The 22,044-nt window shown below is 64.6% G+C and carries 18 protein-coding genes, 1 tRNA gene and 1 pseudogene; 10 read left to right on the top strand and 10 right to left on the bottom strand.

Features of this window, described 5'->3' with window-relative positions; translation table 11 throughout:
- Positions 1–116 precede the first annotated feature (116 nt).
- The 10 genes from BDD16_RS17855 (at position 117) to BDD16_RS17815 (ending at position 11,778) form a co-directional block, all read left to right on the top strand.
- Positions 117–1,595 carry a tyrosine-type recombinase/integrase gene (locus tag BDD16_RS17855; protein ID WP_179635177.1) on the top strand — a complete coding sequence of 493 codons (1,479 nt, stop codon included), beginning with the start codon at positions 117–119 and terminating at the stop codon, positions 1,593–1,595.
- Between the two features lie 432 nt (positions 1,596–2,027).
- On the top strand, positions 2,028–2,249 hold the full coding sequence (locus tag BDD16_RS17850) for a helix-turn-helix domain-containing protein (RefSeq protein WP_179635176.1): 222 nt from the start codon (positions 2,028–2,030) through the stop codon (positions 2,247–2,249).
- A 16-nt stretch (positions 2,250–2,265) separates the two neighbouring features.
- The gene (locus tag BDD16_RS23225) at positions 2,266–2,388 is read left to right on the top strand and encodes a hypothetical protein (protein WP_257644991.1); all 123 of its coding nucleotides are present in this window, start codon (positions 2,266–2,268) and stop codon (positions 2,386–2,388) included.
- A complete protein-coding gene (locus BDD16_RS17845) occupies positions 2,385–2,831 on the top strand; it encodes a hypothetical protein (protein WP_179635175.1) in 447 nt (148 codons plus the stop codon). Before BDD16_RS23225 ends, BDD16_RS17845 begins: the two co-directional genes overlap by 4 nt.
- Positions 2,828–4,228, top strand: coding sequence for an AAA family ATPase (locus BDD16_RS17840; RefSeq protein ID WP_246332596.1), 1,401 nt, complete (start codon positions 2,828–2,830; stop codon positions 4,226–4,228). The genes BDD16_RS17845 and BDD16_RS17840 overlap by 4 nt, the downstream gene beginning before the upstream one ends.
- Positions 4,228–4,716: a hypothetical protein gene (locus tag BDD16_RS17835; protein ID WP_179635174.1), complete on the top strand. Its 489-nt coding sequence runs from the start codon at positions 4,228–4,230 to the stop codon at positions 4,714–4,716. Before BDD16_RS17840 ends, BDD16_RS17835 begins: the two co-directional genes overlap by 1 nt.
- Positions 4,717–4,867: 151 nt before the next feature.
- Complete coding sequence (locus BDD16_RS17830) at positions 4,868–5,158, top strand: hypothetical protein (RefSeq protein ID WP_179635173.1); 291 nt, start codon at positions 4,868–4,870, stop codon at positions 5,156–5,158.
- 140 nt (positions 5,159–5,298) lie between these two features.
- Complete coding sequence (locus tag BDD16_RS17825; protein WP_218897854.1) at positions 5,299–8,244, top strand: site-specific DNA-methyltransferase; 2,946 nt, start codon at positions 5,299–5,301, stop codon at positions 8,242–8,244.
- 10 nt (positions 8,245–8,254) lie between these two features.
- Positions 8,255–11,059 (top strand): BPTD_3080 family restriction endonuclease, encoded by a 2,805-nt coding sequence (locus BDD16_RS17820; protein WP_179635172.1) that lies wholly within the window; start codon positions 8,255–8,257, stop codon positions 11,057–11,059.
- Positions 11,060–11,142: 83 nt separating this feature from the next.
- Positions 11,143–11,778 carry a hypothetical protein gene (locus tag BDD16_RS17815; protein WP_179635171.1) on the top strand — a complete coding sequence of 212 codons (636 nt, stop codon included), beginning with the start codon at positions 11,143–11,145 and terminating at the stop codon, positions 11,776–11,778.
- 289 nt (positions 11,779–12,067) lie between these two features.
- Here the strand turns inward: BDD16_RS17815 and BDD16_RS17810 are convergent.
- The 10 genes and pseudogenes from BDD16_RS17810 to aceA all read right to left on the bottom strand — a co-directional run bounded on the left by BDD16_RS17810 (position 12,068) and on the right by aceA (position 21,809).
- Positions 12,068–12,144, bottom strand: a tRNA-Pro gene (locus tag BDD16_RS17810).
- 343 nt (positions 12,145–12,487) lie between these two features.
- Positions 12,488–12,778, bottom strand: a pseudogene (locus tag BDD16_RS23465) (MerR family transcriptional regulator); the annotation flags it as partial.
- Between the two features lie 43 nt (positions 12,779–12,821).
- A complete protein-coding gene (locus BDD16_RS17800) occupies positions 12,822–13,175 on the bottom strand; it encodes an integration host factor subunit alpha (protein ID WP_179635169.1) in 354 nt (117 codons plus the stop codon).
- A 63-nt stretch (positions 13,176–13,238) separates the two neighbouring features.
- On the bottom strand, positions 13,239–15,686 hold the full coding sequence (gene pheT / locus BDD16_RS17795) for a phenylalanine--tRNA ligase subunit beta (protein WP_179635168.1): 2,448 nt from the start codon (positions 15,684–15,686) through the stop codon (positions 13,239–13,241).
- Between the two features lie 64 nt (positions 15,687–15,750).
- Positions 15,751–16,794, bottom strand: coding sequence for a phenylalanine--tRNA ligase subunit alpha (gene pheS, locus BDD16_RS17790; protein WP_179635167.1), 1,044 nt, complete (start codon positions 16,792–16,794; stop codon positions 15,751–15,753).
- 100 nt (positions 16,795–16,894) lie between these two features.
- Positions 16,895–17,251 (bottom strand): 50S ribosomal protein L20, encoded by a 357-nt coding sequence (rplT, locus tag BDD16_RS17785; RefSeq protein WP_179635166.1) that lies wholly within the window; start codon positions 17,249–17,251, stop codon positions 16,895–16,897.
- 27 nt (positions 17,252–17,278) lie between these two features.
- The gene (gene rpmI, locus BDD16_RS17780) at positions 17,279–17,482 is read right to left on the bottom strand and encodes a 50S ribosomal protein L35 (RefSeq protein ID WP_179635165.1); all 204 of its coding nucleotides are present in this window, start codon (positions 17,480–17,482) and stop codon (positions 17,279–17,281) included.
- Between the two features lie 133 nt (positions 17,483–17,615).
- Positions 17,616–18,164, bottom strand: a complete 549-nt coding sequence (gene infC / locus BDD16_RS17775) for a translation initiation factor IF-3 (RefSeq protein ID WP_179636228.1) — start codon at positions 18,162–18,164, stop codon at positions 17,616–17,618.
- Positions 18,165–18,250: 86 nt separating this feature from the next.
- Positions 18,251–20,170: a threonine--tRNA ligase gene (gene thrS / locus BDD16_RS17770; protein ID WP_179635164.1), complete on the bottom strand. Its 1,920-nt coding sequence runs from the start codon at positions 20,168–20,170 to the stop codon at positions 18,251–18,253.
- Between the two features lie 322 nt (positions 20,171–20,492).
- Positions 20,493–21,809, bottom strand: coding sequence for an isocitrate lyase (aceA, locus tag BDD16_RS17765; protein ID WP_179635163.1), 1,317 nt, complete (start codon positions 21,807–21,809; stop codon positions 20,493–20,495).
- Positions 21,810–22,044 lie beyond the last annotated feature (235 nt).

Genomic DNA, 22,044 nt, shown 5'->3' with positions numbered 1-22,044 from the left:
TTTGTTCTTTGCCATTCTTCGTCGTACACTGAAAGCCAATTTTGAATTGCCAGAAAATTGCCAGATAGCTACCGTTGGGACAGCATCTGGCAACTTCGGACAAAGCGGGACGACAGATGGGAATCGAGAAGGGTACACGGCACAAGGTCGCGATCAGGCATCTGGAGGTGCGCGCCTGGGTGAAGTCGGCCGAGGCTGGCGACGAACTTCGGGCCGGCAAGGGGCTGTACCTGCGGCGGACACAGGCCGGTGCCTTCTGGGTCTATCGCTACGCTTCGCCAGTCACCGGGAAACAGGTCCGTGCCCAGCTATGGGCAGACGACAACGGCGGGATCGTCGGGTTCCCAGAAGCGTCGCTGGAAGAGGCTGAAGCACGCGCCGCGCGGATGCGTGCGGCGGTGCTGGACGGCATCGACCCGGTACTGAAGGCAGAGCAAGACCGCGAACTCGCTCAACTGCGACACGAGGAAGAGCGCGCCCAACGCCTGGTAGCGCAACAGGCTGCAGAGCTTGAGCAATTGCGCCGCGTCAGCATCCGCACCCTGTTCGACCGCTGGTGCGACGTGGAGCTGAAAAGCCAGACCCTGCCAAGCGGAGAACGCAAAGGCCGCAAGGACTCGGGCGCACTGGCCCGTGCGCAGTTCGAGCGCCACGTGTTCGACCACATCGGCGACATGACCGCCAAGGACGTGACGAAGGCCGACATCCTGCGCGTGATCGACGCCCAGACCACCGAGGGCAAGCAGCGAACCGCACAGATGCTGTTCAGCGAGTTGCGCCAGATGTTCGCGTTCGCCATGGATCGGGAACTGATCGCGGTCGATCCGATGGCCACGCTCAAGAAGGCGCGTGTCGTCGGCAAGGGCGCCCAGCGGGACCGCATCCTGTCGGCCGACGAGATCCGGCGGCTGGCGGATGCCCTGCCCCTGGCGAACATGAACCCGCGCAGTGTCTGTGCCGTGTGGTTGACGCTGGCGACCGGTTGCCGAATCGGGGAACTCATGGGCGCCACCTGGGCGGACGACCGCGCGGATCGGGCCATCCTGCAGGCAGTGGCCGAGGTGGAAGACGTGAAGCTCGGGTTCGTCGATCTCAAGGCCCGCACGTGGTACCTGCCGGACACGAAGAACGGCCGGGACCACACCATTCACCTGTCGGACTTTGCCCTGAAGCAGTTCAACGAACTGGCGACGATGCGGCAAACCAGCGCATGGGTGTTCCCGAGCACGGACAACACCGGGCCGGTCTGCCTCAAGTCCTTCAACAAGCAACTGAGCGACCGCCAGCGCACCGACGAAGAGCGCATGAGCAACCGAAGCAAGGCGGTGGACGCCCTGACGCTGCCCGGCGGTCGATGGACGCCGCACGATCTTCGACGCACGGCCGCATCACTCATGGCCGGGATGGGGATCAGCGGGGACGTGATCGACGAATGCCTGAACCACCAGATCGAAAGCCGGGTGCGGCGTGTCTACATCCGGGATCGTCGGGAAGCGGACCAGGCCAGAGCCTTCGATGCGCTGGGCGCGCGGCTGGCTGGGCTGGTGCAGCAGATCGAGTCAGAAACGAACATCAGGCCGCTTAGGGTTGCCTGACAAGTACAGCGATGTGTGCAACAAGAAGGGATGCATCTACATTCCGTTGCAAATTAGGGTACGAAACGGTTTTTAGCCTGTTTTTCACCCGGATGCGGGACGCATCGTAACGCAAAACAGCGCCGACCAAGCGCTCTAGAGGGTGAACACCGATGGACGGATTCAGTTGTCAGCGGTTATCCACAAATGACGCTTGGTATATTTGATCGATGGGAGATGAACACCCCCCAGAAAGACGAAAGCCCGGCCCCCGGAGTGGAATTTGGGGGTCAGGCTTTCAAGAGACGCGGAAACGCCTGTAGAACTTTGGACGGAACTACAGGCCGAATGGTAAGCCAGCTTGACCGGACATGCACTCATTGAGCGTATGTCCGTCAGGATCCGCCAACATTCATCCGCGCAGTTTTCAACGCCTATAACTTCAAGGCAGCAATGCGCGACATCAGCAAGACCATCGGCCACACCTCCCCGGCAATCGCTGCCGACCAAGACCGCCTTCTGTCCGTGCGTGAAGCACGCGACCGGCTCGGGGTCAGTCACACGACGATCTACAACCTGTTCAACCGCGGCGAACTGCAGAGCCTGCACATCGGCCGCAGTCGCAAGGTTCGCTTGAGCACGCTCAATGCGTTCATGAACGGCGCTACAGCCTAACCCCGAGGACACACCCATGCGTATCGCCGACACCGGCGAGCCCCTGGCGTGTCCTTCGGGCACCGCTGGCGAGCTTGCCACCCCCACACATCGCAACGCCGACGACTTCCGGATTCACCTGGAAAGGACCAAGCGATGAGCGATCCCTTCGAGCTGGTCGAGTCCCACCTGTCCCACCGCGGCAAGGTCCGGCTGCACGGCCGCGACCACCTGCGCGCGGCATGCCCAGCCTGCGGCGGCAAGAGCACGAACACGCTGTCGGTGCGCCGCGGCGACAACGGCACCGTGCTGCTGAAGTGCTTCAAGTCGGGCTGCGAGGTCGAGACGATCGCCCACGCACTCGGCCTGGACCTGTCCGACCTGTTCCCCGAGCGGGACGACGCCCGCCCGGTCAGCAAGCCCCGCCGAATCGGCTTGATGCTCCCGATGCAGGCGATCGAGCTGATCGCCAGTGAAGCATGGTTGACCGCCGTTGCAGCGGAGAACCTGGCCAATGGCTACACGCTCACCGACGTGGACCTGGCCCGACTGCGCGACGCATCGGCCCGGATTCAGGGCGTCTACAAGGAGCTTCACCAATGACCGAGCGCCCACCCTATCGGGACTTGGCGCCAATGGCCGAACGCGCCGACATCCACGTTCCGGAACCACAACGACCGCTACACGCCCCGCCACCGACGGCGGCGCCGAAAGCACCGCCGGCACGACCTGCACCACCCACACCACCCACACCACGGCCGGCGGCCCCCGCCCCGGTCAGCGCGCCCAAGGCCACCACCGACGGCGTGATCCTCACCCGGGCATCGTCCCTGCCGATGTCGGCGATCGCCTGGTTGTGGCAACACTGGCTCGCCTGCGGCAAGGTGCATCTGCTGGCCGGTGCGCCCGGTCAGGGCAAAACGACGATTGCCCTGGCCATGGGCGCCACCGTGTCGATCGGGGGGCGCTGGCCGGACGGTTCGCGCTGCGCAGTGGGCAACGTGCTGATGTGGTCGGGCGAAGACGACCCGGGCGACACGCTGGCGCCGCGGCTGAAGGCGATGGGGGCCGACATGGACCGGGTCTACTTCGTCACCGGTGCGCGTGTCGATGGCGAAGCGGTGTCCTTCGATCCTGCGCGCGACCTGGCGCAACTGGCGTCGGCGGTGGTGGCGCTGGGGGATGTGCGGCTGATCGTGGTCGATCCGATCGTGTCGGCGGTGACCGGCGACAGCCACAAGAACACCGAGGTACGGCGCGCGCTGCAACCGCTGGTGGACCTGGCGGCGCAGATCGGCGCGGCGGTGGTCGGCATCACGCACTTGAGCAAAGGCACCAGCGGCAAGGATCCCACCGAACGGGTGACCGGCTCGATTGCCTTCACTGCGATCGTGCGGGTGGTGCTGCTGGCGGCGAAGGTCACGGACGACAACGGCAAGGACCGGCGGGTGCTGGTGCGGTCGAAGTCGAACATCGGGCCGGATGACGGCGGGTTCGTCTACCACCTGGAACAGGGCGAGGCCGCCCCGGGCATCCCCGCGTCGATGGTGACCTGGGGGGAAGCGCTGGAAGGTTCGGCCCGCGCGCTGCTGGCCGAGGCCGACGCCGACACGCCCGCGGACACCTCGGACGAGATCGCCAAGCGGGAAGGCATCGACGACGTGCTGATCCGGTTCATCGGGCACGACACCGTCCCGGGCGATCAGGTGAAGGCGAAATTGAAGGCCGAGGGCTTCACCGACAAGCAGATCCGCAACGCCCGGGAGCGGGTCGGCGTCGTCGTGAAACGATCCGGTTTCGGCAAGGAAATTGCCAGCTACTGGAAGCTCCCGGACTCGGTTCAACTGCCCGAGGCGGACGCCCATTCGTGCCCTCCTGCGCCATTCGTGCCCATAGATGCCCACTCTCAGAGTTGGGCACGAATGGGCACGAATGGAAAAAAAGGGCACGAATGGAGTGAACCGGATGGTGCCGACGGCCCCGCGGGCGAGGTGATTTGATGGAAACGCCCGCCCTTCTCTTGCATCTTTTTGGACGTGGCATCACCGTGTCCCCGCTGCCCGATGGCAACCTGCTGGTGAAGCCGGCGGCGCGCCTGACCGACACCGACCGGGACGCGATCCGGGCGCACAAACCGGCGCTGGTCGATCTGCTGCAACGGCGGTCCCCGACCACTGCACCGGGCGCCCTGCCCGCCGAAATCCGGGCGCTGATCGGCCTGGACGATGCAGAGATCGAGCGCATCGGCCGGTACATCGAACAGGCGCGGCGCCACGGGTTCGGGCTGGACGATGCCGAAGCGCTGGCCGATCGGCTGCTGTTGCGGGACCGGCTGGGCGCGGACGTTCGGATGTGCATCGAATGCCGGCACCTGGAACGCTCGGGGCGTTGCGCCGCGGCGCGGTCCGGGCGGGTGGTCGGCGCTGGCCGGGAGTTGCAGCCTGTACGGGCTGAACTGCACCGGTGCGCAGGGTTCGCTGAACGTTGAGCGCTGAGGACGGATCGGGCAGATTTCACGCCCGGTCCGAGGCTTCCCACCGATGACGCCCGAGGACACGGGCGCACATCGGCGGGAACACCGGCCGCAAATGCTAGATTGCCCGCCAATTCGTGACGAACGACACCGAGGGGGCCATCCTATGCACAACACCGACACCCAAGCGCTGGCCGAGGCGCTTTATCAACTGCTGCCCGCCGATGGGAGCAATCTCGGCAATGCCACGCTGCTGCGCACGCTGCAGGCCACGGCCGAGGCACAAGGACAGATGATCACCGAGGAAGCCTTTCAGGCGGCGCGGCAACACCTGCTTGACGCGGGACGCGCGGTGAAGGGCAAGGGGCGCGGCGGCTCGACCGGGCGCAACGTCGAGACGAGACGAGACGAGACGAGACGAGACGAGACGAGACGAGACGAGACGAGAAAAATATAAACAACCTGGATTCCCCGAGCGAGCAGGAATTCACGCTTGATGGAGGAGAGATTCCGGCGGAACTGCCGCTTTCAGCACCCCTGAAGCGCAAGGCCAGCACCAAGGCCCCAACGGCCAGCGCCGACTCCGGCGCGCCGCAGGTGCTGAGCTACCGACACAGCGACCGGCGCAAGAACAATCCCGAGGTCGGCCTGGTCAACGAGGACACCGACCCCGAGCAGCCGAAGAAGGTTTGGGCGTATGACCCGCACCTTGACCCGGTGCTGAACTTCGACAGCGGCCGGGCCGAGTTGGAAACGTTGATCGACGACGCGCTGGCATCTGGGGATCAGGCGGTGATGCGCGCAGCGCTGGAAGAGCTGAAGCGGCGCGGCTCGCCTTATCTGCAGTGGACGGGCAAGGCCGAGCGGACCAGTTTCGAGGTGGACACGGTCAGTCTGCACGTGCATGAGCGGATCGACCCGATGAGCATCCTGTCGGCGGTGCGCACGCGCATGAAGGGCGAGAAGGCCGGCAAGGCGGCGGACAAGGGGCCGGCGGTTCAGGCGAGTCTGTTTGAAGCCCCGTTCGAGGCGCTGCCGCTGCGCAACGCGATCGACTTTTACAAGCACGACAAGGGCTGGGCGAACCGGCTGGTGAGCGGGGACAGCCTGCAGGTGATGAACAGCCTGTTGGTGAAAGAGGGGATGGCCGGGCAGGTGCAGATGATCTACATCGATCCGCCGTATGGCATCAAGTACGGGTCGAACTTTCAGCCGTTCGTGAACAAGCGGGACGTGAAGGACCGCAGCGATGCGGATCTGACGCAAGAACCCGAGATGATCAAGGCATTCCGGGACACCTGGGAACTTGGCATTCACTCCTATCTCAGTTATCTGCGGGACCGCCTTTTGCTGGCCCGTGATCTTCTGTCAGAAACTGGCAGCGTGTTTGTGCAGATTTCAGATGAAAACCTGCACCACGTCAGAGAAATATGCGACGAAGTTTTCGGAGCGGAGAATTTTAGCGGACTGATCGCATTCAAGAAAACAACCAGCTCCACATCAAATCTCCTTGCAGGAGTAGCCGATTACTTGGTTTGGTACGCCAAGTCATTACCAGACATGAAATATCGCCAAATGTACCTTGTCAAAGAACTTGGGGGAGAAGGTGGCGGCGCATATAGCAAAGTAGAATTACCGACTGGCGAGCGTAGGTCATTGACACGTGCCGAACGCTCAAAGCCATTCAACGATGGACATGTATTTAGATTTGACAACCTTACCAGTCAAAGCCCCGGAACACGTTATAACGTTCAATTAGGGGGAAAAGACTATTATCCAAAAGGATATTGGAAAACCGAAGTGGATTTTATGCCTCGGCTCCTCAAGTCAAATAGAGTTGCACCAAGCGGGGACAATCTCTATTACATCCGCTTCATTGAAGACTTCCCTGCCTTCCCAATAAACAACAGTTGGGATGACACCAGTATTGCGGGCTTCGCGTCAGACAAAAGATACGTTGTTGAAACCAGCACCAAAGTTGCAGAACGCTGTTTATTGATGACCACCGACCCTGGTGATTTGGTACTTGACCCGACGTGTGGATCTGGGACTACAGCATTCGTGGCGGAAAAATGGGGCCGGCGGTGGATTACCTGTGATACGTCGCGGGTGGCGGTGACGCTGGCGAAACAGCGGCTGATGACGGCGAGTTTCGATTATTTCGAGCTGGCTTATCCGCACGAAGGACTGAAAGGCGGTTTCATCTACAAGACCGTTCCCCATGTCACGCTGAAATCCATTGCCAACAATGCCGACATCGACGCGATCCACGACCGGATGCACCCGGCGATCACCGCCGCCCTGTCCGCGCTGAACATCGCCCTGTCCGTCAACACCCCCGCCCAGCCCCTGACCGTCACCGAAGGCGTGCGCAAGGGCCAGAAGCTCGCCCTCGGCCAGCGCGGCGGCGAACTGCTGGAATGGGAAGTCCCGTTCCACGGCGACGATGGCGCCCTGCCCGCTGGCTGGCCCGAGGTGCTGCGCGCTCCCTTCGAGGCGTTCCACACTGCCCGCCAGCGGATGCAGGCCGAAATGGACCGGTCCATTGCTGCACAGGCCGAGAACGAAACCCTGTACGACCAGCCCGAGAAGAACAAGAACAAGCTGCGCATCACCGGCCCGTTCACCGTCGAAGCGGTCCCGTTCCCCACCGTGCTGAGCCTGGAGTCGGCCGAAGGCGGCGCCACCACCACCCCGAGCGAAGACCTGTCCTATCAGACCAGCATCGCCCGCAGCGGCGAAACCGGCCGACAGCAGCGCTGGCGCGATGAACTGCTGAAGACGGGCATCCGCGGCAAGGGCGGCCAGATGCTGCGCTTCGCCGAACTGGAGACGATGGCCGGCACCACCTGCCTGCACGCCAGTGGCACCCTGGCCGACACCGGCGAGCGCATCGCGGTGAGCTTCGGCCCCGAACACGGCGCACTCGAACAGCGACAGGTCGAGCACGCCCTGGGCGAAGCGGCCGAACTGTTCCCGCGGCCGAAGATGATCGTCTTCTGTGCCTTCGCCTTCGACCCCGAAGCCGCCAAGGACATCGACGGCGTCAAGGGCATCACCGCCCTGAAGGCGCAGATGAACACCGACCTGCTGACCGACGACCTGAAGAAGAACCGTTCCAGCAATCAAAGCTTCTGGCTGATGGGACAACCCGATGTGACCGTCACCGCCCTGAAGGACGGCCAGTGGCAGGTCGAGGTGAACGGCTTCGACTACTTCGACACCGTCAAGGGCGAACTCGTGTCCGGCGGCAAAGCCAAGATTGCCATGTGGTCGCTGGACACCGACTACGACGGCCGCAGCCTGTTCCCGCACCAAGTCTTTTTCCCGATGGCTGGCAAGGATGAGGGCTGGAAGAAGCTCAAGGCCACGATCCGCGCCGAGCTGGATGAAAGCCTGCTGAGCCAGTTCCACGGCACCGTGTCCCTGCCCTTCGAGGCCGGACAGCACCACCGCGCGGCGGTGAAGATCGTGGACGATCGCGGCATCGAGTCGCTGAAGATCCTGACGCTGTCGGCCCCGTCGGCGGCTGGCGCGAACTGAGGGGGAGCGCATGGCCACCGCCCCCAAGTCCGTCATCATCAACACGCCCTATCAAGTCCCGCAACGCCACTGGATGCCCACCGACAGCGGGACGCTTCGCCTGGTCGAAGGACGCCGGCCCGCGAGTTATGACATCTACGACGTGCGCAACAACACCCGGCGCGTCGAGATCCTGGAACAGGTCAACGAGATCCGCCAGCGGGTGGACGCCTGGCGCGCCGACGATTACCCGGGCGTCACCGTCATCACCCGCCAGCTACTGGCCCACTGGCACGACCAGAGCGCCCGGCAACTGCCCTTCTACTTCTGCCAACTGGAAGCGATCGAAACGCTGATCTGGTGGGTGGAAGGCGCAGCGGCATCGAAGCAAGGCGTCCTGCTGACCGGCGACGGCGGCCCCTGGGAACGCCTGTGCAGCAAGATGGCCACGGGCAGCGGCAAGACCGCCGTGATGGCGATGATCATCACCTGGCAGGTGCTGAACGCCCAGACCTACCCGAAGCGCACCAAGGACTTTTCCCGCGCGGTGTTCGTCGTTGCCCCGGGCTTGACGGTCAAGGAGCGCCTGCGCGTGCTCTACCCCGGCGCCACGGACAACGCCTACGACGCCTTCAACCTGTGCCCGTCGGACGCCCTGCGCCAGAAGCTGAACCACGCCGAGGTGCTGGTCGAGAACTGGCACACCTTGATGCCGCTGAAGGAACAGGATCGGTCCGTCGTCCGCAAGGGCAAGGAGAGCAACGAAGCCTATACCCGGCGCGTGCTGGGCAAGCTGGCTGGGTTCAAGGATCTGGTGGTGCTGAACGACGAAGCCCACCACGCCTACCGCAAGCCGGCCGACGTGAAGATCAGCAAGGCCGAGGCGGACCGCCTGGGCATCGACATGGACGAGGCCACGCGCTGGATCGAGGGGCTGGACCGCATCCACGCCACCCGGCGGCTGTCGCGCTGCTTCGACCTGTCGGCTACCCCGTTCGCGCCGACCGGCAAGGCGAACAACGAGGAAGGGCTGTTCTCGTGGATCGTCAGCGACTTCGGGCTGAACGACGCGATCGAAGGCGGTCTGGTCAAGACGCCGCGCGTGGTGGTGCGGGATGACGCGCTGCCGAACGCGAAGAGCTTCAAGTCCAAGCTGTACCACCTGTACCGGGAACCCGAGGTAGCAGAAGACCTGAACCGCCGCGGCGCCGAACCCCATGAAAGCCTGCCCAAGCTGGTGCAGGACGCCTACACGCTGTTGGGGGCCGACTGGCGCGCCACACGCGAAGCCTGGAGGACCGCCGGACACCAGTCCCCGCCCGTGATGCTGACGGTCTGCAACCGCGTCGAGACGGCCGCGCGGATCGAACATTACTTCAACAGCGGGGACGCCTACTGGCCCGAATTGCAGGCGCCCGCCCGTAATTTACGGGTGGATTCGAAGGTTCTGGAGAAAGCGGAGCTGGGCGAGAAGGTTTCAGGACAGGCCGACTACGGCAAGCACCTGCAAGCGATCGTCGAGGCTGCAGGGCTTCCGAAGGACCGGGAAGCCCGTCTGCTGAAGCTGGACAAGGAAGACCTGCTGCGCGAGATCGTGGACACGGTCGGCAAGCCGGGACAGGCCGGGCAAGGGCTGCAGACCGTCATTTCCGTGGCGATGCTGTCCGAAGGCTGGGACGCGAAGAACGTCACCCACATCATGGGTCTGCGCGCCTTCACCAGCCAGCTGCTGTGCGAGCAGGTGATCGGCCGCGGACTGCGCCGCGTCAGCTACGACCGAGACGAGAACGGCCTGTTCGTGCCCGAGTACGTCAACGTGTTCGGCGTCCCGCTGTCGGTGTTCGTCGATGCCGGCGAAGGGGGCGATGCACCGCCGCCACCGAAACCCAGCACGCAAATCGAATCCCTGCCCACCCGCAACGACCTGGAAGTTCGCTGGCCCAATCTCCTGCGCGTGGACATCGTCGTGAAACCCACGCTGGCGGTGAAATGGAGCGAGGTGAAGCCGCTGGCCCTGGACCCGGCAAAAACCCCGCTGTCGGCCGATCTGGCGCCCGCCGTCGGCGGTGTGGCGGACCTGTCGAAAGTCGCCAGCATTGACCTGTCCAAACTGCCCGAGGACTTCCGGGAACAGCGCATCGTGTTTCAGGCGGCGCGCAAGGCGTTCGACCAGTTCGGCGGGAACTTCAAGGGCAACCGGGAATATCTGGTGTTCCAGTTGATCCGGCTGGTGGAGCAGTTCATCCACGTGTCCGGGAAACTGGAGATCCCGAGCCTGTTCCATTCGGACGGACTGCGGCGGCGCATCCTGATCGCCCTGAACATCGACCTGGTGGTTCAGCACCTGGTCAAGTACGTGGAACAGCAGAACGTCGCCAGCATTGAACCGGTATTCGACCCCGAGCAGCCAATCGGATCGACCCGGAACATGCGCACCTGGTACACGACCAAGGGCAACCAGCCTGCGCAGAAGTCCCAGATCAGCCACGTGGTCGGCGACAGCACCTGGGAAATCTACGCGGCCACCCTGTTCGACAAAAGCGACCTGGTCACCGCCTACGCCAAGAACGACCACCTGGGTTATCAGGTGCATTACCTGTGGGGCGGATCCAAACGCCGCTACCTGCCCGACTTCATCATCCGCCTGGCCAATGGCAAGACACTGGTGCTGGAAATCAAGGGCGAGGACTCCCCGCAGAACGCAGCCAAGCGGGACGCGCTGAAACTGTGGGTCGATGCCGTCAACGCCAAGGGGGGTTTCGGTTCCTGGTGCTGGGATGTGGCGTTCCAGCCGGCCGAGATTCAGGACATCCTGCACCGGCACAGCGAGGGCTGAACGGGACGCAAGGTTTCCAGATGGTCCGCACAACTGGTGTAATTTGCCTATTGATTTCGGCAAAAAAATCGGAGGTGCGAACCATGGGCGGATTCGGAAGCGGGCGGCGCGGAAGCCGCGGCAAGGACTGCACGGACGACGTGCGGGCGCTGGACGTGCGCAGGTTGCAGCGGGACGGGCTGCTGAAGCCAGATTCAGCGTTTCGGTGGCGCTGGTCCCGCGGTGGAGAGACAACCGCATCCATCGACATCTGCGTGCAGGCCGACGCGGTGCGGCTGGACTACCGCCAGCGGTCGCGCGGCGGCGAATGGCAGGACATGGCCTATCCGGTCCGCCTGGACTGGACACCCTGCCACTTCGGCGGCGATCGTGCGTGGTGGAGATGCCCGGCGGTCGGCTGTGGCCGGAGGGTGGCGCTGCTTTACAGCGGATCGGTGTTCGCCTGCCGTCGATGCCACGACCTGGCCTATCGAAGCCAGCGCGAGTCCGAGGCCGACCGGTCCACCCGCAAGGCCGACAAGCTGCGCGAGCGCCTGCAGTGGCAACCGGGCATCTTGAACGGCGACGGCGGCAAACCCAAGGGGATGCACTGGAAGACGTACTTCCGGCTGTACGCCGCGCACAACGACGCCGCGGAAGCCATGCTGAGGGAATACGAAGTCCTGACCGGACGGCTACAGGGACGCCTGGCGGCGATCGACACGAAGGGCTGGCGATAGGGACACCCGCGCCAGAAGATCCGATGGACACACCCGGGGGGGTGCAAAACTCCAACCGGAACCACCTCGGGACACCGCGCCCCCCTCGTGCGCAGAATTTATCTGCCCAAAAGGAAAATCAAGGCGTAGACCGCGCCAGAGCACCACGGGACCACGGGACCACGTCGCAGCGGTGCCCTGAAGTTGCCCAACAGCCGACGAATTGCCAGCGAATTGCCAGAAATCAGCGATCGGACCCCAGAAAGGCCAATGGGCTAGCTCCTTGTGAGAGCTAACCCATTGAATTCATTGGTCGGGACGGTGGGATTCGAACTCACGACCCCTTGCACCCCATGCAAGTGCGCTACCAGGCTGCGCTACGCCCCGACTGCTGAGAAAGTGATTGTATGCCGGAATCAATCAGTTCGTCCAGCCTCTGTGGAGATTTTTATCCGAGGACGATGTCTGGCACGTCTGGCGACTCCGGATCCAGCAGCGCGCGGATCAGGAGCAGTTCCTCGCGCAGGCTGCGGGCACCGCTGCGCACCAGTGCGTCGCGGGCCACCTGCGGCGTGGGGACATCGGTGCTGGTCACCCGACCCGGCACCGGCACGGCAGGCATCGGTGCCAGGATCGCACCGGCACGCGGCACCGAGGACGGCATCAGCAGCGTCGCATCGACCCGACCGCCGCCGAGAATCAGGTGCGGCATGGACAGGTCTTCGCCGGCCAGATTGTCGTCGTCGAGCGCACGCGCGGCCGCCGGGCCGAGCTCGGCCAGCCGGTTGCGCGCGCCGCTGATGGTGAACCCCTGCTCGTACAGCAGGTCGCGGATGCGCCGGATCAGCAGCACTTCATGGTGCTGGTAATAGCGGCGGTTGCCGCGCCGCTTGACCGGGCGGAGCTGCGCGAACTCCTGCTCCCAGTAGCGCAGCACATGCGGCTTGACGCCACACAGCTCGCTCACCTCACCAATGGTGAAGTAACGCTTGTCGGGGATCGCAGGAAGCTGGATTTCCATTGCAAATCAATGGGTTCGGAGAGTCGGCACGGGTGCGCCGACTTTACTCGAAGTCGCCTTCCGGCGGAATTTCGCCCTGCACCACGGCCTTGAGCTTGTGGCTGGCGTGGAAGGTGACGACGTTGCGCGCGCGGATCGGGATCGACTCGCCGGTGCGCGGGTTGCGCCCCGGACGCGGTGCCTTGCGGCGGACCTGGAAGTTTCCGAAGCCCGACAGCTTGACATCGTCCCCCTTCGCCAGCGACGCATGGACGAACTCGAAGAACGCCTCGACCATGTCCTTGGATTCGCGCTTGTTCAGGCCGAGCCGCTCGAAGAGCAGTTCGGCCAGCTCGGCCTTGGTGAGCGTGGGCGCATCGTCGTCGTCAGGCAGCAGGAAGTCGGGTTCTTCATCCATGGGCGGTGGCCGTGCGGTGGGTCGGATCGGTCGGTCGGTGCGGGGGCATCGCGGGGCGCAGGGTCATGCGCCGCGCAGACGTGCGCCCAGATCGCGCTGCACCGCGTCGAGTGCAGCCTTGACCGCCTCGTCGCTGCGGGCGTCCGTCAGCGGCGCTTCATCATCCAGCAGTTCCAGCCGGATCGCCAGACTGCGCTCGCCAGGCTCGAAGCCGGCGGCACCTGCCGCAGGGCGGTAGACGTCGAACAGCTTCGCGCTGCGCAGCAGACCGCCGGTGGGCGCGGCCAGCAGGCTGGTGATCACCGCGTCATGGCCCACCGTGTCGCCGACGATCACCGCGATGTCGCGCGTGACCGCCTGCTGGCGCGGCACCGCCTGGTAGGCGGGCACATCGCGGGCCAGCAGCGCCGGCACGTCCAGCTCGAACAGCACCGGCGCGCCCTGCCCCGCCGGCAGCTCATACGCCTGGCGCCAGCGCGGGTGCAGCTCGCCGACGAAGCCGATCGCCACGCCGTCCAGCTCGACGCGGGCGCAGCGGCCCGGGTGCATCGCGGGGTGCTCGGCGGCGACGAAGCGGGCCACGCGCGGGGCGACCAGCGCCTCGACATCGGCCTTCACGTCGAAGAAATCGACCGCCCGCTCCTTCACGCCCCACTGCACCGGCTCGGCCGCGCCCCAGGCCAGACCGGCCACGCGCAGCGGCTGGTCGATGCCGACGACGCTCTGCTCGCTGGTCTGCACCGACGCATCGCGCTGGAACACGCGACCGAGTTCGAACACGCGCACCCGCGGCGCGCGGCGCGTCAGGTTGTGGCGCAGCACCTGCACGAGGCTGCCGATCAGGCTGGAGCGCATCACCGACAGCGGTGCGGCGATCGGGTTCAGCAGGCGGATCGGGTGGGTGTTGCCGGCAAGCTCGGTTTCCCAGCGCTCTTCGACGAACGAGAAGTTGATCGTTTCCTGGTAGTCGAGTGCCGCGACCGAACGGCGCAGCGCGTAGCTGCCGCGCTGGGCTTCCGGGCGCACGCGGGCGGTCACCGGGGCGACCGGCGCGGTCAGCGGAAGCTGGTCGAAGCCGATGACGCGGATGACTTCCTCGATCAGGTCTTCCTCGATCTCGATGTCGAAGCGCCAGCTCGGCGGCGTCACGGTCAGCACACCGTCCGACTCGGTGAACGACAGGCCAAGGCGGGTCAGCACCTCGCTGCACTGCGCCTGCGTCACCGGCATGCCGATCACCTTGGCGGCACGCGCCACACGCAGCGCCACCGGCTTCTTCGCCGGCAGGTTCACGATCGCGTCCGTCACCGGGCCGCACGCCGTCGCCTCGCCGCCGCAGATCTGCTGGATCAGCGTGGTGATGCGCTCGATGCGCTCGACGGTGTGGGCGGGGTCGACGCCGCGCTCGTAGCGGTGGCCGGCGTCGGTGCTGAAGTTGTAGCGGCGCGAGCGGCCGGCAACGGCGTCCGGCCACCAGAAGGCGGCTTCGACGTAGACGTTGGTCGTGTCGTCACCCACCGAGGTCGCGTCGCCGCCCATGATGCCGGCGAGCGATTCGACGGCCTGCGTGTCGGCGATGACGCCGACCTGCGCATCGACGGTGATGGTGTTGCCGTTGAGCAGCTTGAGCGTCTCGCCCTCGCGGCCCCAGCGCACCGTCAGGCCGCCGTGGATCTTGTCGAGGTCGAAGATGTGCGTCGGCTGGCCGGTCTCGAACATGACGTAGTTCGAGATGTCCACCAGTGCGCTGACCGAGCGTTGCCCGCAGCGCGCCAGGCGGTCGACCATCCACGCGGGCGTCTTGGCCTTCGTGTCGATGCCGCGCACGATGCGGCCGGAGAAGCGACCGCACAGGTCGGGCGCCTCGACGGTGATGGACAGCGTGTCATCCAGCGTGGGCACGACCGGCGCGGTCGGCAGCGTCTTCAGTGGAGCGCCGGTCAGCGCGGCCACTTCGCGGGCCACGCCGTAGACGCTCAGCGCGTGGCCGAGGTTGGGCGTGAGCTTGAGCGTGAACAGGGTGTCGTCGAGGTTCAGGAATGCGCGGATGTCCTGGCCGACGGGGGCGTCCAGCGGGAGTTCCAGCAGGCCGCCGTGGTCCTCGGACAGCTTCAGCTCGCGCGCCGAGCACAGCATGCCCTGGCTCTCGACGCCGCGCAGCTTGCCCTTGCCGATCTTGAAGGGCTTGCCGTCCTCGCCCGGGGGCAGTTCGGCGCCGACGGTGGCCAGCGGGATCTTGATGCCGGCGCGGGCGTTCGGCGCGCCGCAGACAATCTGCAGCGGGCCGTCCTTGCTGTGCGGGCCGGCGTCGACGGTGCAGACGCGCAGGCGGTCGGCGTTCGGGTGCTGCTCGGCGGTGAGGATCTCGGCGACGACGATGCCGGTGAACGGCGGCGCGACCGGCTGGAGTTCTTCCACTTCCATGCCGGACATGGTGAGCAGGTCGGCGAGCTGTTGCGTGGTCAGGTCAGGGTTGCAGTATTCGCGCAACCACGATTCGGGGAATTGCATCTCAGGTGTCCTTGTCCGGGCTCTGGGGCTTGGGCGGTGGCGGATCAGCGAGTCAGCGGATCAATCAGCGGAACTGGCCGAGGAAGCGCAGATCGCCCTCGAAGAACAGCCGCAGGTCGTTGACGCCGTAGCGCAGCATGGTCAGCCGGTCCGGCCCCATGCCGAAGGCGAAGCCGATGTAGCGCTCGGGGTCGAGCCCGTAGTTGCGCACCACGTTCGGATGCACCTGCCCGGAGCCGGCCACTTCCAGCCAGCGCCCCTTGAGCGGCCCGGACGAGAAGGCGATGTCCACCTCGGCCGACGGCTCGGTGAACGGGAAAAACGACGGACGGAAGCGCAGTTGCAGGTCGTCCGTCTCGAAGAAGGTGCGGAAGAAGTCGGTGAAGACGGCCTTCAGGTCCTTGAACGACACGTTCTCGCCGATCCACAGGCCTTCGCACTGGTGGAACATCGGCGAGTGCGTCGCGTCGCTGTCGACGCGGTAGGTGCGGCCCGGCGCGATGACGCGGATCTCGGGCATCGGGTCCGTCCCGGCGTGCGCGGCGGCGTGCTGGCGGGCGTAGCGGACCTGCATCGGCGAGGTGTGCGGGCGCAGGCACAGCGGGCGGCCGGCCTCGTCGTTCATGTCGACGTAGAAGGTGTCCTGCATCGAACGCGCCGGGTGGTTTTCCGGGTTGTTCAGGGCGGTGAAGCTGTACCAGTCGGTCTCGATTTCCGGGCCATCGGCGACGTCGAAGCCCATGGAGCCGAAGATCTGCTCGATGCGCTCAAGCGTGCGCGACACGGGATGCAGCCCGCCCACGCTGCGGCCACGGCCGGGCAGCGTCACGTCGAGCGCCTCGGCCTTCAATTGCGCCTGCAGTTCCGCTTCGGCGAGCGCCTGGCGACGGGCAGTGAGCGCAGCTTCGATGCGCTGCTTGGTCTCGTTGATCGCGGCGCCGCGGGTCTTCTTCTCTTCGGGCGTGAGCTTGGCCATGCCCTTGAGCAGCTCGGTCACCTGACCGGACTTGCCGGTGTAGCGCGCCTTGGCGTCTTCGAGCTGGGCGGGGGTGAGCGCGGCGGCAAAGTCGGCTTGCGCGGCCTGCACGAGTTGATCGAGATCGTTCATCGGGAGACTGGGGTAGACAGACAAGAAAAAAGGCCGAACGCAGTGTCGGCCTTTTTCGTGTGACGCGGGAGCCGGCTTGCACCGGCCCGGCGCGTCAGGCTCAAGCGAGCTGGGCCTTCACCTTCTCGACGATGCTGCCGAATGCGGCAGGATCGTTGACGGCCATGTCGGCGAGGACCTTGCGGTCCACTTCGATGCAAGCCTTCTTCAGGCCGGCCATGAACTTGCTGTAGGTCAGACCCAGCGCGCGCGAACCGGCGTTGATACGCGCGATCCACAGGCGGCGGAATTCACGCTTCTTGGCACGGCGGTCACGGTACGCGTACTGACCCGCCTTCATCACCGCCTGTTTGGCGATGCGATAGACGTTCTTGCGGCGGCCGCGGAAACCCTTGGCAAGGGCGAGGACTTTCTTGTGACGAGCGCGGGCGGTAACACCACGTTTGACGCGAGGCATGTGATGACTCCTTCGTGTTGTGGTGGATTACAGACCGGCGAACGGCAGCATCTGTGCAATGTGACCCATGTTGGTCTCATGCACAGCGGTCGTTCCACGCAGGTGGCGCTTGGTCTTGGTGGACTTCTTGGTCAGGATGTGACGCTTGAAGGCATGACCGCGCTTGACGGTGCCACCGGGACGGACGCGAAAACGCTTCTTCGCGCCACTCTTGGTCTTCATCTTGGGCATGACTGCTCCTTGGGGTAGTTCCTGCGAGGCGGCATGAAACGACTCATGCGCTTTGGGGCCTGCGGGCACTGAGGGGCGCAGCGACCAGACCGCACCCACTCAAATTGCTTGTGTCTTCTTTGCCGCTGGCGGCTTACTTCTTGCGCTTCGGGGCCAGCACCATGATCATCTGGCGGCCTTCGAGCTTGGGCATGTGCTCGACCAGCGACACGTCGGTCAGCTCGTCGCGCACACGCTCCAGCAGGCGCATGCCGATGTCCTGGTGCGTGATCTCGCGACCACGGAATCGCAGGGTGACCTTGCCCTTGTCGCCATCTTCCAGGAAGCGGCGCAGATTGCGCATCTTGATGTTGTAGTCGCCTTCGTCCGTACCGGGACGGAACTTGACTTCCTTGACATCGATGACGTGCTGCTTGGCCTTGGCCTCGGCCGCGCGCTTCTGTTCCTGGTACTTGAACTTGCCGTAGTCCATCAGGCGGCACACCGGCGGCTGGGCCGTCGGGGAGATTTCCACCAGATCGATGTCACCCTCGGCCGCAAGACGCAGAGCTTCCTGGATGCTGACGATGCCCAGCGGCTCGTTCTCGGGTCCGTTCAGACGGACTTCCAGGGCGGTGATCTCGCGGTTCAGTCGATGCTTGCGTTCGGCGTTCGGAGTACGGCGGTCAAGAAAGGTAGCGATGGTGAGATTCCTTCAGGGGCATGCAGCCCGACAACCAAAGATTCGCGCCCCGACAAGGGGAAAGAAGACCGTCAACGCCTGGCCCGTCACCCGAGAGTGGAGAGATCGGCTGCGATCTTCTGGGAGAAGGCCTCCAGGGCCATCACCCCGAGGTCCTGATTGCCCCGGGCGCGCACTGCGACGGTTCCTGAGGCCCTTTCCTTGTCACCGACAACGAGCAGGTACGGAACCTTCTGCAAAGAATGCTCGCGGATTTTATACGTGATCTTTTCATTGCGCAAATCCAGTGACACCCTAAGTCCTTGTTTTTGCAGCGCTTTGACGACGTCACGGGCGTAATCGGCCTGCGCATCGGTGATGTTGAGCACCGACACCTGCACCGGAGCCAGCCAGACCGGCAGCGCGCCGGCGTGTTCCTCGATCAGGATGCCGATGAAACGCTCCAGGCTGCCCAGGATTGCACGGTGCAGCATGACCGGGTAGTGGCGGTCACCAGACTCGGCAACGTACTCCGCACCCAGCCGCTCCGGCAGCGAGAAATCGACCTGGATCGTGCCGCACTGCCAGTGGCGCCCCAGTGCGTCCTTGAGCGTGTACTCGATCTTGGGCCCGTAGAAAGCGCCGTCGCCGGGCGAGATCTGGAAGTCGCACCCCGTGCGCTTCAGGCTGTCGATCAGCGCGGCCTCGGCCTTGTCCCACAGGTCATCGGAGCCGATGCGCTTCTCGGGCCGCGTCGCGACCTTGTAGAGGATCTCGGTGAAGCCGAAGTCGGCATAGACCTTCTGCAGCAGCGCCGTGAAGTCGTCGCATTCGGCCAGGATCTGGTCCTCGGTGCAGAAGACGTGGCCGTCGTCCTGCGTGAAGCCGCGCACGCGCATGATGCCGTGCAGGCCACCCGTCGGCTCGTTGCGGTGGCACTGGCCGAACTCGCCGTAGCGCAGCGGCAGGTCGCGGTAGCTCTTGATGCCCTGCTTGAAGATCAGGATGTGGCCGGGGCAGTTCATCGGCTTGAGCGCGTAGTCGCGCTTTTCCGACTCGGTCACGAACATGTTGTCGCGGTACTTGTCCCAGTGGCCCGTCTTCTCCCACAGGCTCCGGTCGAGGATCTGCGGACCCTTGACTTCCTGGTAGCCGTTGTCGCGGTAGACCTGGCGCATGTACTGCTCGACCTGCTGCCACACCGTCCAGCCCTTGGGGTGCCAGAAGACCGTGCCGGGCGAGTGCTCGTCGAGGTGGAACAGGTCCAGTTCGCGCCCCAGGCGGCGGTGGTCGCGCTTCTCGGCCTCCTCCAGGCGCGTCAGGTACTTCTGCAGGTCGTCCTTGGTCGCCCAGGCGGTGCCGTAGATGCGCTGCAGCATCTCGTTGCGGTGGTCGCCGCGCCAGTAGGCACCCGCCACCTTCATCAGCTTGAAGAACTTCAGCTTGCCCGTCGACGGCACGTGCGGGCCGCGGCAGAGGTCGGTGAAAGCCCCTTCGGCGTACAGCGACACGTCCTGATCGGCCGGGATGCTCTCGATGATCTCGGCCTTGTAGGCCTCGCCGATCGACTTGAAGTAGGCCACCGCCTCGTCACGCGCCAGCACGCTGCGCACCACCGGCTCGTCCTTGGCCGCCAGCTCGCCCATCTTCTTCTCGATGGCGACCAGATCCTCGGGGGTGAACGGGCGCTTGTACGAGAAGTCGTAATAGAAGCCGTTCTCGATCACCGGGCCGATGGTGACCTGTGCCTCGGGGAACAGCGACTTGACGGCGTAGGCCAGCAGGTGGGCGGTCGAGTGGCGGATGACCTCCAGGCCGGCGTCGTCCTTGGCCGTGATGATGGCGAGCGATTCGTCGGCCTCGATGCGGTGGCTGGTGTCGACGACGCGGGCGGTCTCACCCGTGCCGATGCGGCCGGCGAGCGCCGCCTTGGCCAGACCGGCGCCGATGGAGGCGGCCACGTCGGCCACGGTCACCGGGCCGGGGAATTCACGTCGGGAACCGTCGGGAAGCTGGATGGAAATCATCGCGGGAAACCTTCAAAAACAAAAAAGCGCGGGGGCGCCGCGCTTTCCTGGGGGGACTCGGTGGAAGAGCCGCGGCTGGCCTGTCAGACCTCGGAGGTCGGGGAGGTGGTAGTTCGCGGTGTCATAACCAGAGTGCCTTTCCCGTGTCTTGTGCAGCCGATGGAGCCGCCAGTTTAACCGATGACCTCGGCGCCAGAGCACGAAAAAAAGCCCCGAGGCTCGCACCTCGGGGCATCTCAAGAACAGAACTCGAACTCCTGGCTCCGCGTGACGGAGCAGACCGGGCTCACGCCCCCGGCCCCCGGCGATTCAGATCAGCAGCTCAGTGGAACTGCTCTTCTTCGGTCGAACCGGTCAGCGCCTTGACCGAGCTTGATCCGCCCTGGATCACGGTGGTGACGTCGTCGAAGTAGCCAGCGCCGACTTCCTGCTGGTGCGACACGAAGGTGTAGCCTTGTTCGCGGGCCTGGAATTCCGGCTCTTGCACCATGTTGACGTAGTGCTTCATGCCTTCGCCCTGGGCGTAGGCGTGGGCGAACTGGAACGTGTTGTACCAGTTGATGTGGATGCCGGCCAGCGTGATGAACTGGTACTTGTAGCCCAGCGCGCTCAGCTCTTCCTGGAACGCAGCGATCTGGCTGTCGTTCAGGTTCTTGCGCCAGTTGAACGACGGCGAGCAGTTGTACGACAGCAGCTTGCCCGGGCAGGCGCCGTGGACGGCTTGCGCGAATTCACGGGCGAAGCCGATGTCCGGCACGCCGGTTTCGCACCACACCAGGTCGGCGTAGGGGGCGTAGGCGATGCCGCGGCTGATGGCTTGTTCCAGACCGTTCTTGACGCGGTAGAAGCCTTCTTGCGTGCGCTCGCCGGTGACGAACGGGCGGTCGTTGTCGTCGCAGTCGCTGGTCAGCAGGTTGGCGGCTTCAGCGTCGGTGCGGGCCAGAACGATGGTGGGCACGCCCATCACGTCGGCAGCGAAACGCGCGGCGATCAGCTTCTCGACGGCTTCGCGGGTCGGGACCAGCACCTTGCCACCCATGTGACCGCACTTCTTGACCGCGGCGAGCTGGTCTTCGAAGTGAACGCCAGCGGCGCCCGACGCGATCATGTTCTTCATCAGTTCGAACGCGTTCAGCACGCCGCCGAAACCAGCTTCCGCGTCAGCGACGATCGGCAGGAAGTAGTCGACGAAGCCTTCGTCGCCCGGGTTGATGCCACGGCCCCACTGGATTTCGTCGGCACGCTTGAACGTGTTGTTGATGCGGCGGACCATCGTCGGCACCGAGTCGTAGGCGTACAGTGACTGGTCGGGGTACATGGTTTCCGACGTGTTGCCGTCAGCGGCGACCTGCCAGCCCGACAGGTACACGGCTTCCAGACCGGCCTTGGCTTGCTGCATGGCTTGACCAGCGGTGATCGCGCCGAATGCGTTGACGTAGCCCTTCTTGGCGCCGCCGTTGACCTTGTCCCACAGCTTTTCGGCGCCGTTCTTGGCCAGCGTGTACTCGGGCTGCATGGAGCCGCGCAGACGCACGACGTCGGCAGCGCTGTAGCCACGCTTCACCAGCTTCCAGCGGGGGTTTTCAGCCCAGTCTTTTTCGAGGGCGGCGATCTGTTGTTCACGGGTCAGGTTCGTCATGAAGCGCTCCGGTCTGCGGTGATTGAAGGGGGTTCAACGAGGTCGTTGGATGGCTCCAGCTTAGTCGCACTCGGTGGAAACGAGAAGACTTATGTCTTATATAAGACATCTTTCCAGTTCCAATAAAATCAACGACTTAGTGAACAACAACCACAATGTGAAATCATCTTTCTCACGATGGAAAATTTTGATGCATCGCAGCATGTCAAATTTTCATGATGTGGAATTGTATTCA

It is taken from the genome of Sphaerotilus montanus, assembly GCF_013410775.1.
Lineage (GTDB): Bacteria > Pseudomonadota > Gammaproteobacteria > Burkholderiales > Burkholderiaceae_C > Sphaerotilus > Sphaerotilus montanus.
This window is presented reverse-complemented; position numbering and strand designations above follow the sequence as displayed.

Bases quoted from the DNA above. Each gene is read 5' to 3' on its own strand.
- BDD16_RS17850 (WP_179635176.1), top strand. From the start codon at position 2,028: ATGCGCGACATCAGCAAGACCATCGGCCACACCTCCCCGGCAATCGCT.
- BDD16_RS17855 (WP_179635177.1), top strand. From the start codon at position 117: ATGGGAATCGAGAAGGGTACACGGCACAAGGTCGCGATCAGGCATCTG.
- pheT (WP_179635168.1), bottom strand. From the start codon at position 15,686: ATGCAATTCCCCGAATCGTGGTTGCGCGAATACTGCAACCCTGACCTG.
- pheS (WP_179635167.1), bottom strand. From the start codon at position 16,794: ATGAACGATCTCGATCAACTCGTGCAGGCCGCGCAAGCCGACTTTGCC.
- rplT (WP_179635166.1), bottom strand. From the start codon at position 17,251: ATGCCTCGCGTCAAACGTGGTGTTACCGCCCGCGCTCGTCACAAGAAA.
- thrS (WP_179635164.1), bottom strand. From the start codon at position 20,170: ATGATTTCCATCCAGCTTCCCGACGGTTCCCGACGTGAATTCCCCGGC.
- aceA (WP_179635163.1), bottom strand. From the start codon at position 21,809: ATGACGAACCTGACCCGTGAACAACAGATCGCCGCCCTCGAAAAAGAC.
- BDD16_RS17840 (WP_246332596.1), top strand. From the start codon at position 2,828: ATGACCGAGCGCCCACCCTATCGGGACTTGGCGCCAATGGCCGAACGC.
- BDD16_RS23225 (WP_257644991.1), top strand. From the start codon at position 2,266: ATGCGTATCGCCGACACCGGCGAGCCCCTGGCGTGTCCTTCGGGCACC.
- BDD16_RS17830 (WP_179635173.1), top strand. From the start codon at position 4,868: ATGCACAACACCGACACCCAAGCGCTGGCCGAGGCGCTTTATCAACTG.
- BDD16_RS17835 (WP_179635174.1), top strand. From the start codon at position 4,228: ATGGAAACGCCCGCCCTTCTCTTGCATCTTTTTGGACGTGGCATCACC.
- BDD16_RS17820 (WP_179635172.1), top strand. From the start codon at position 8,255: ATGGCCACCGCCCCCAAGTCCGTCATCATCAACACGCCCTATCAAGTC.
- BDD16_RS17845 (WP_179635175.1), top strand. From the start codon at position 2,385: ATGAGCGATCCCTTCGAGCTGGTCGAGTCCCACCTGTCCCACCGCGGC.
- BDD16_RS17815 (WP_179635171.1), top strand. From the start codon at position 11,143: ATGGGCGGATTCGGAAGCGGGCGGCGCGGAAGCCGCGGCAAGGACTGC.
- rpmI (WP_179635165.1), bottom strand. From the start codon at position 17,482: ATGCCCAAGATGAAGACCAAGAGTGGCGCGAAGAAGCGTTTTCGCGTC.
- BDD16_RS17800 (WP_179635169.1), bottom strand. From the start codon at position 13,175: ATGGATGAAGAACCCGACTTCCTGCTGCCTGACGACGACGATGCGCCC.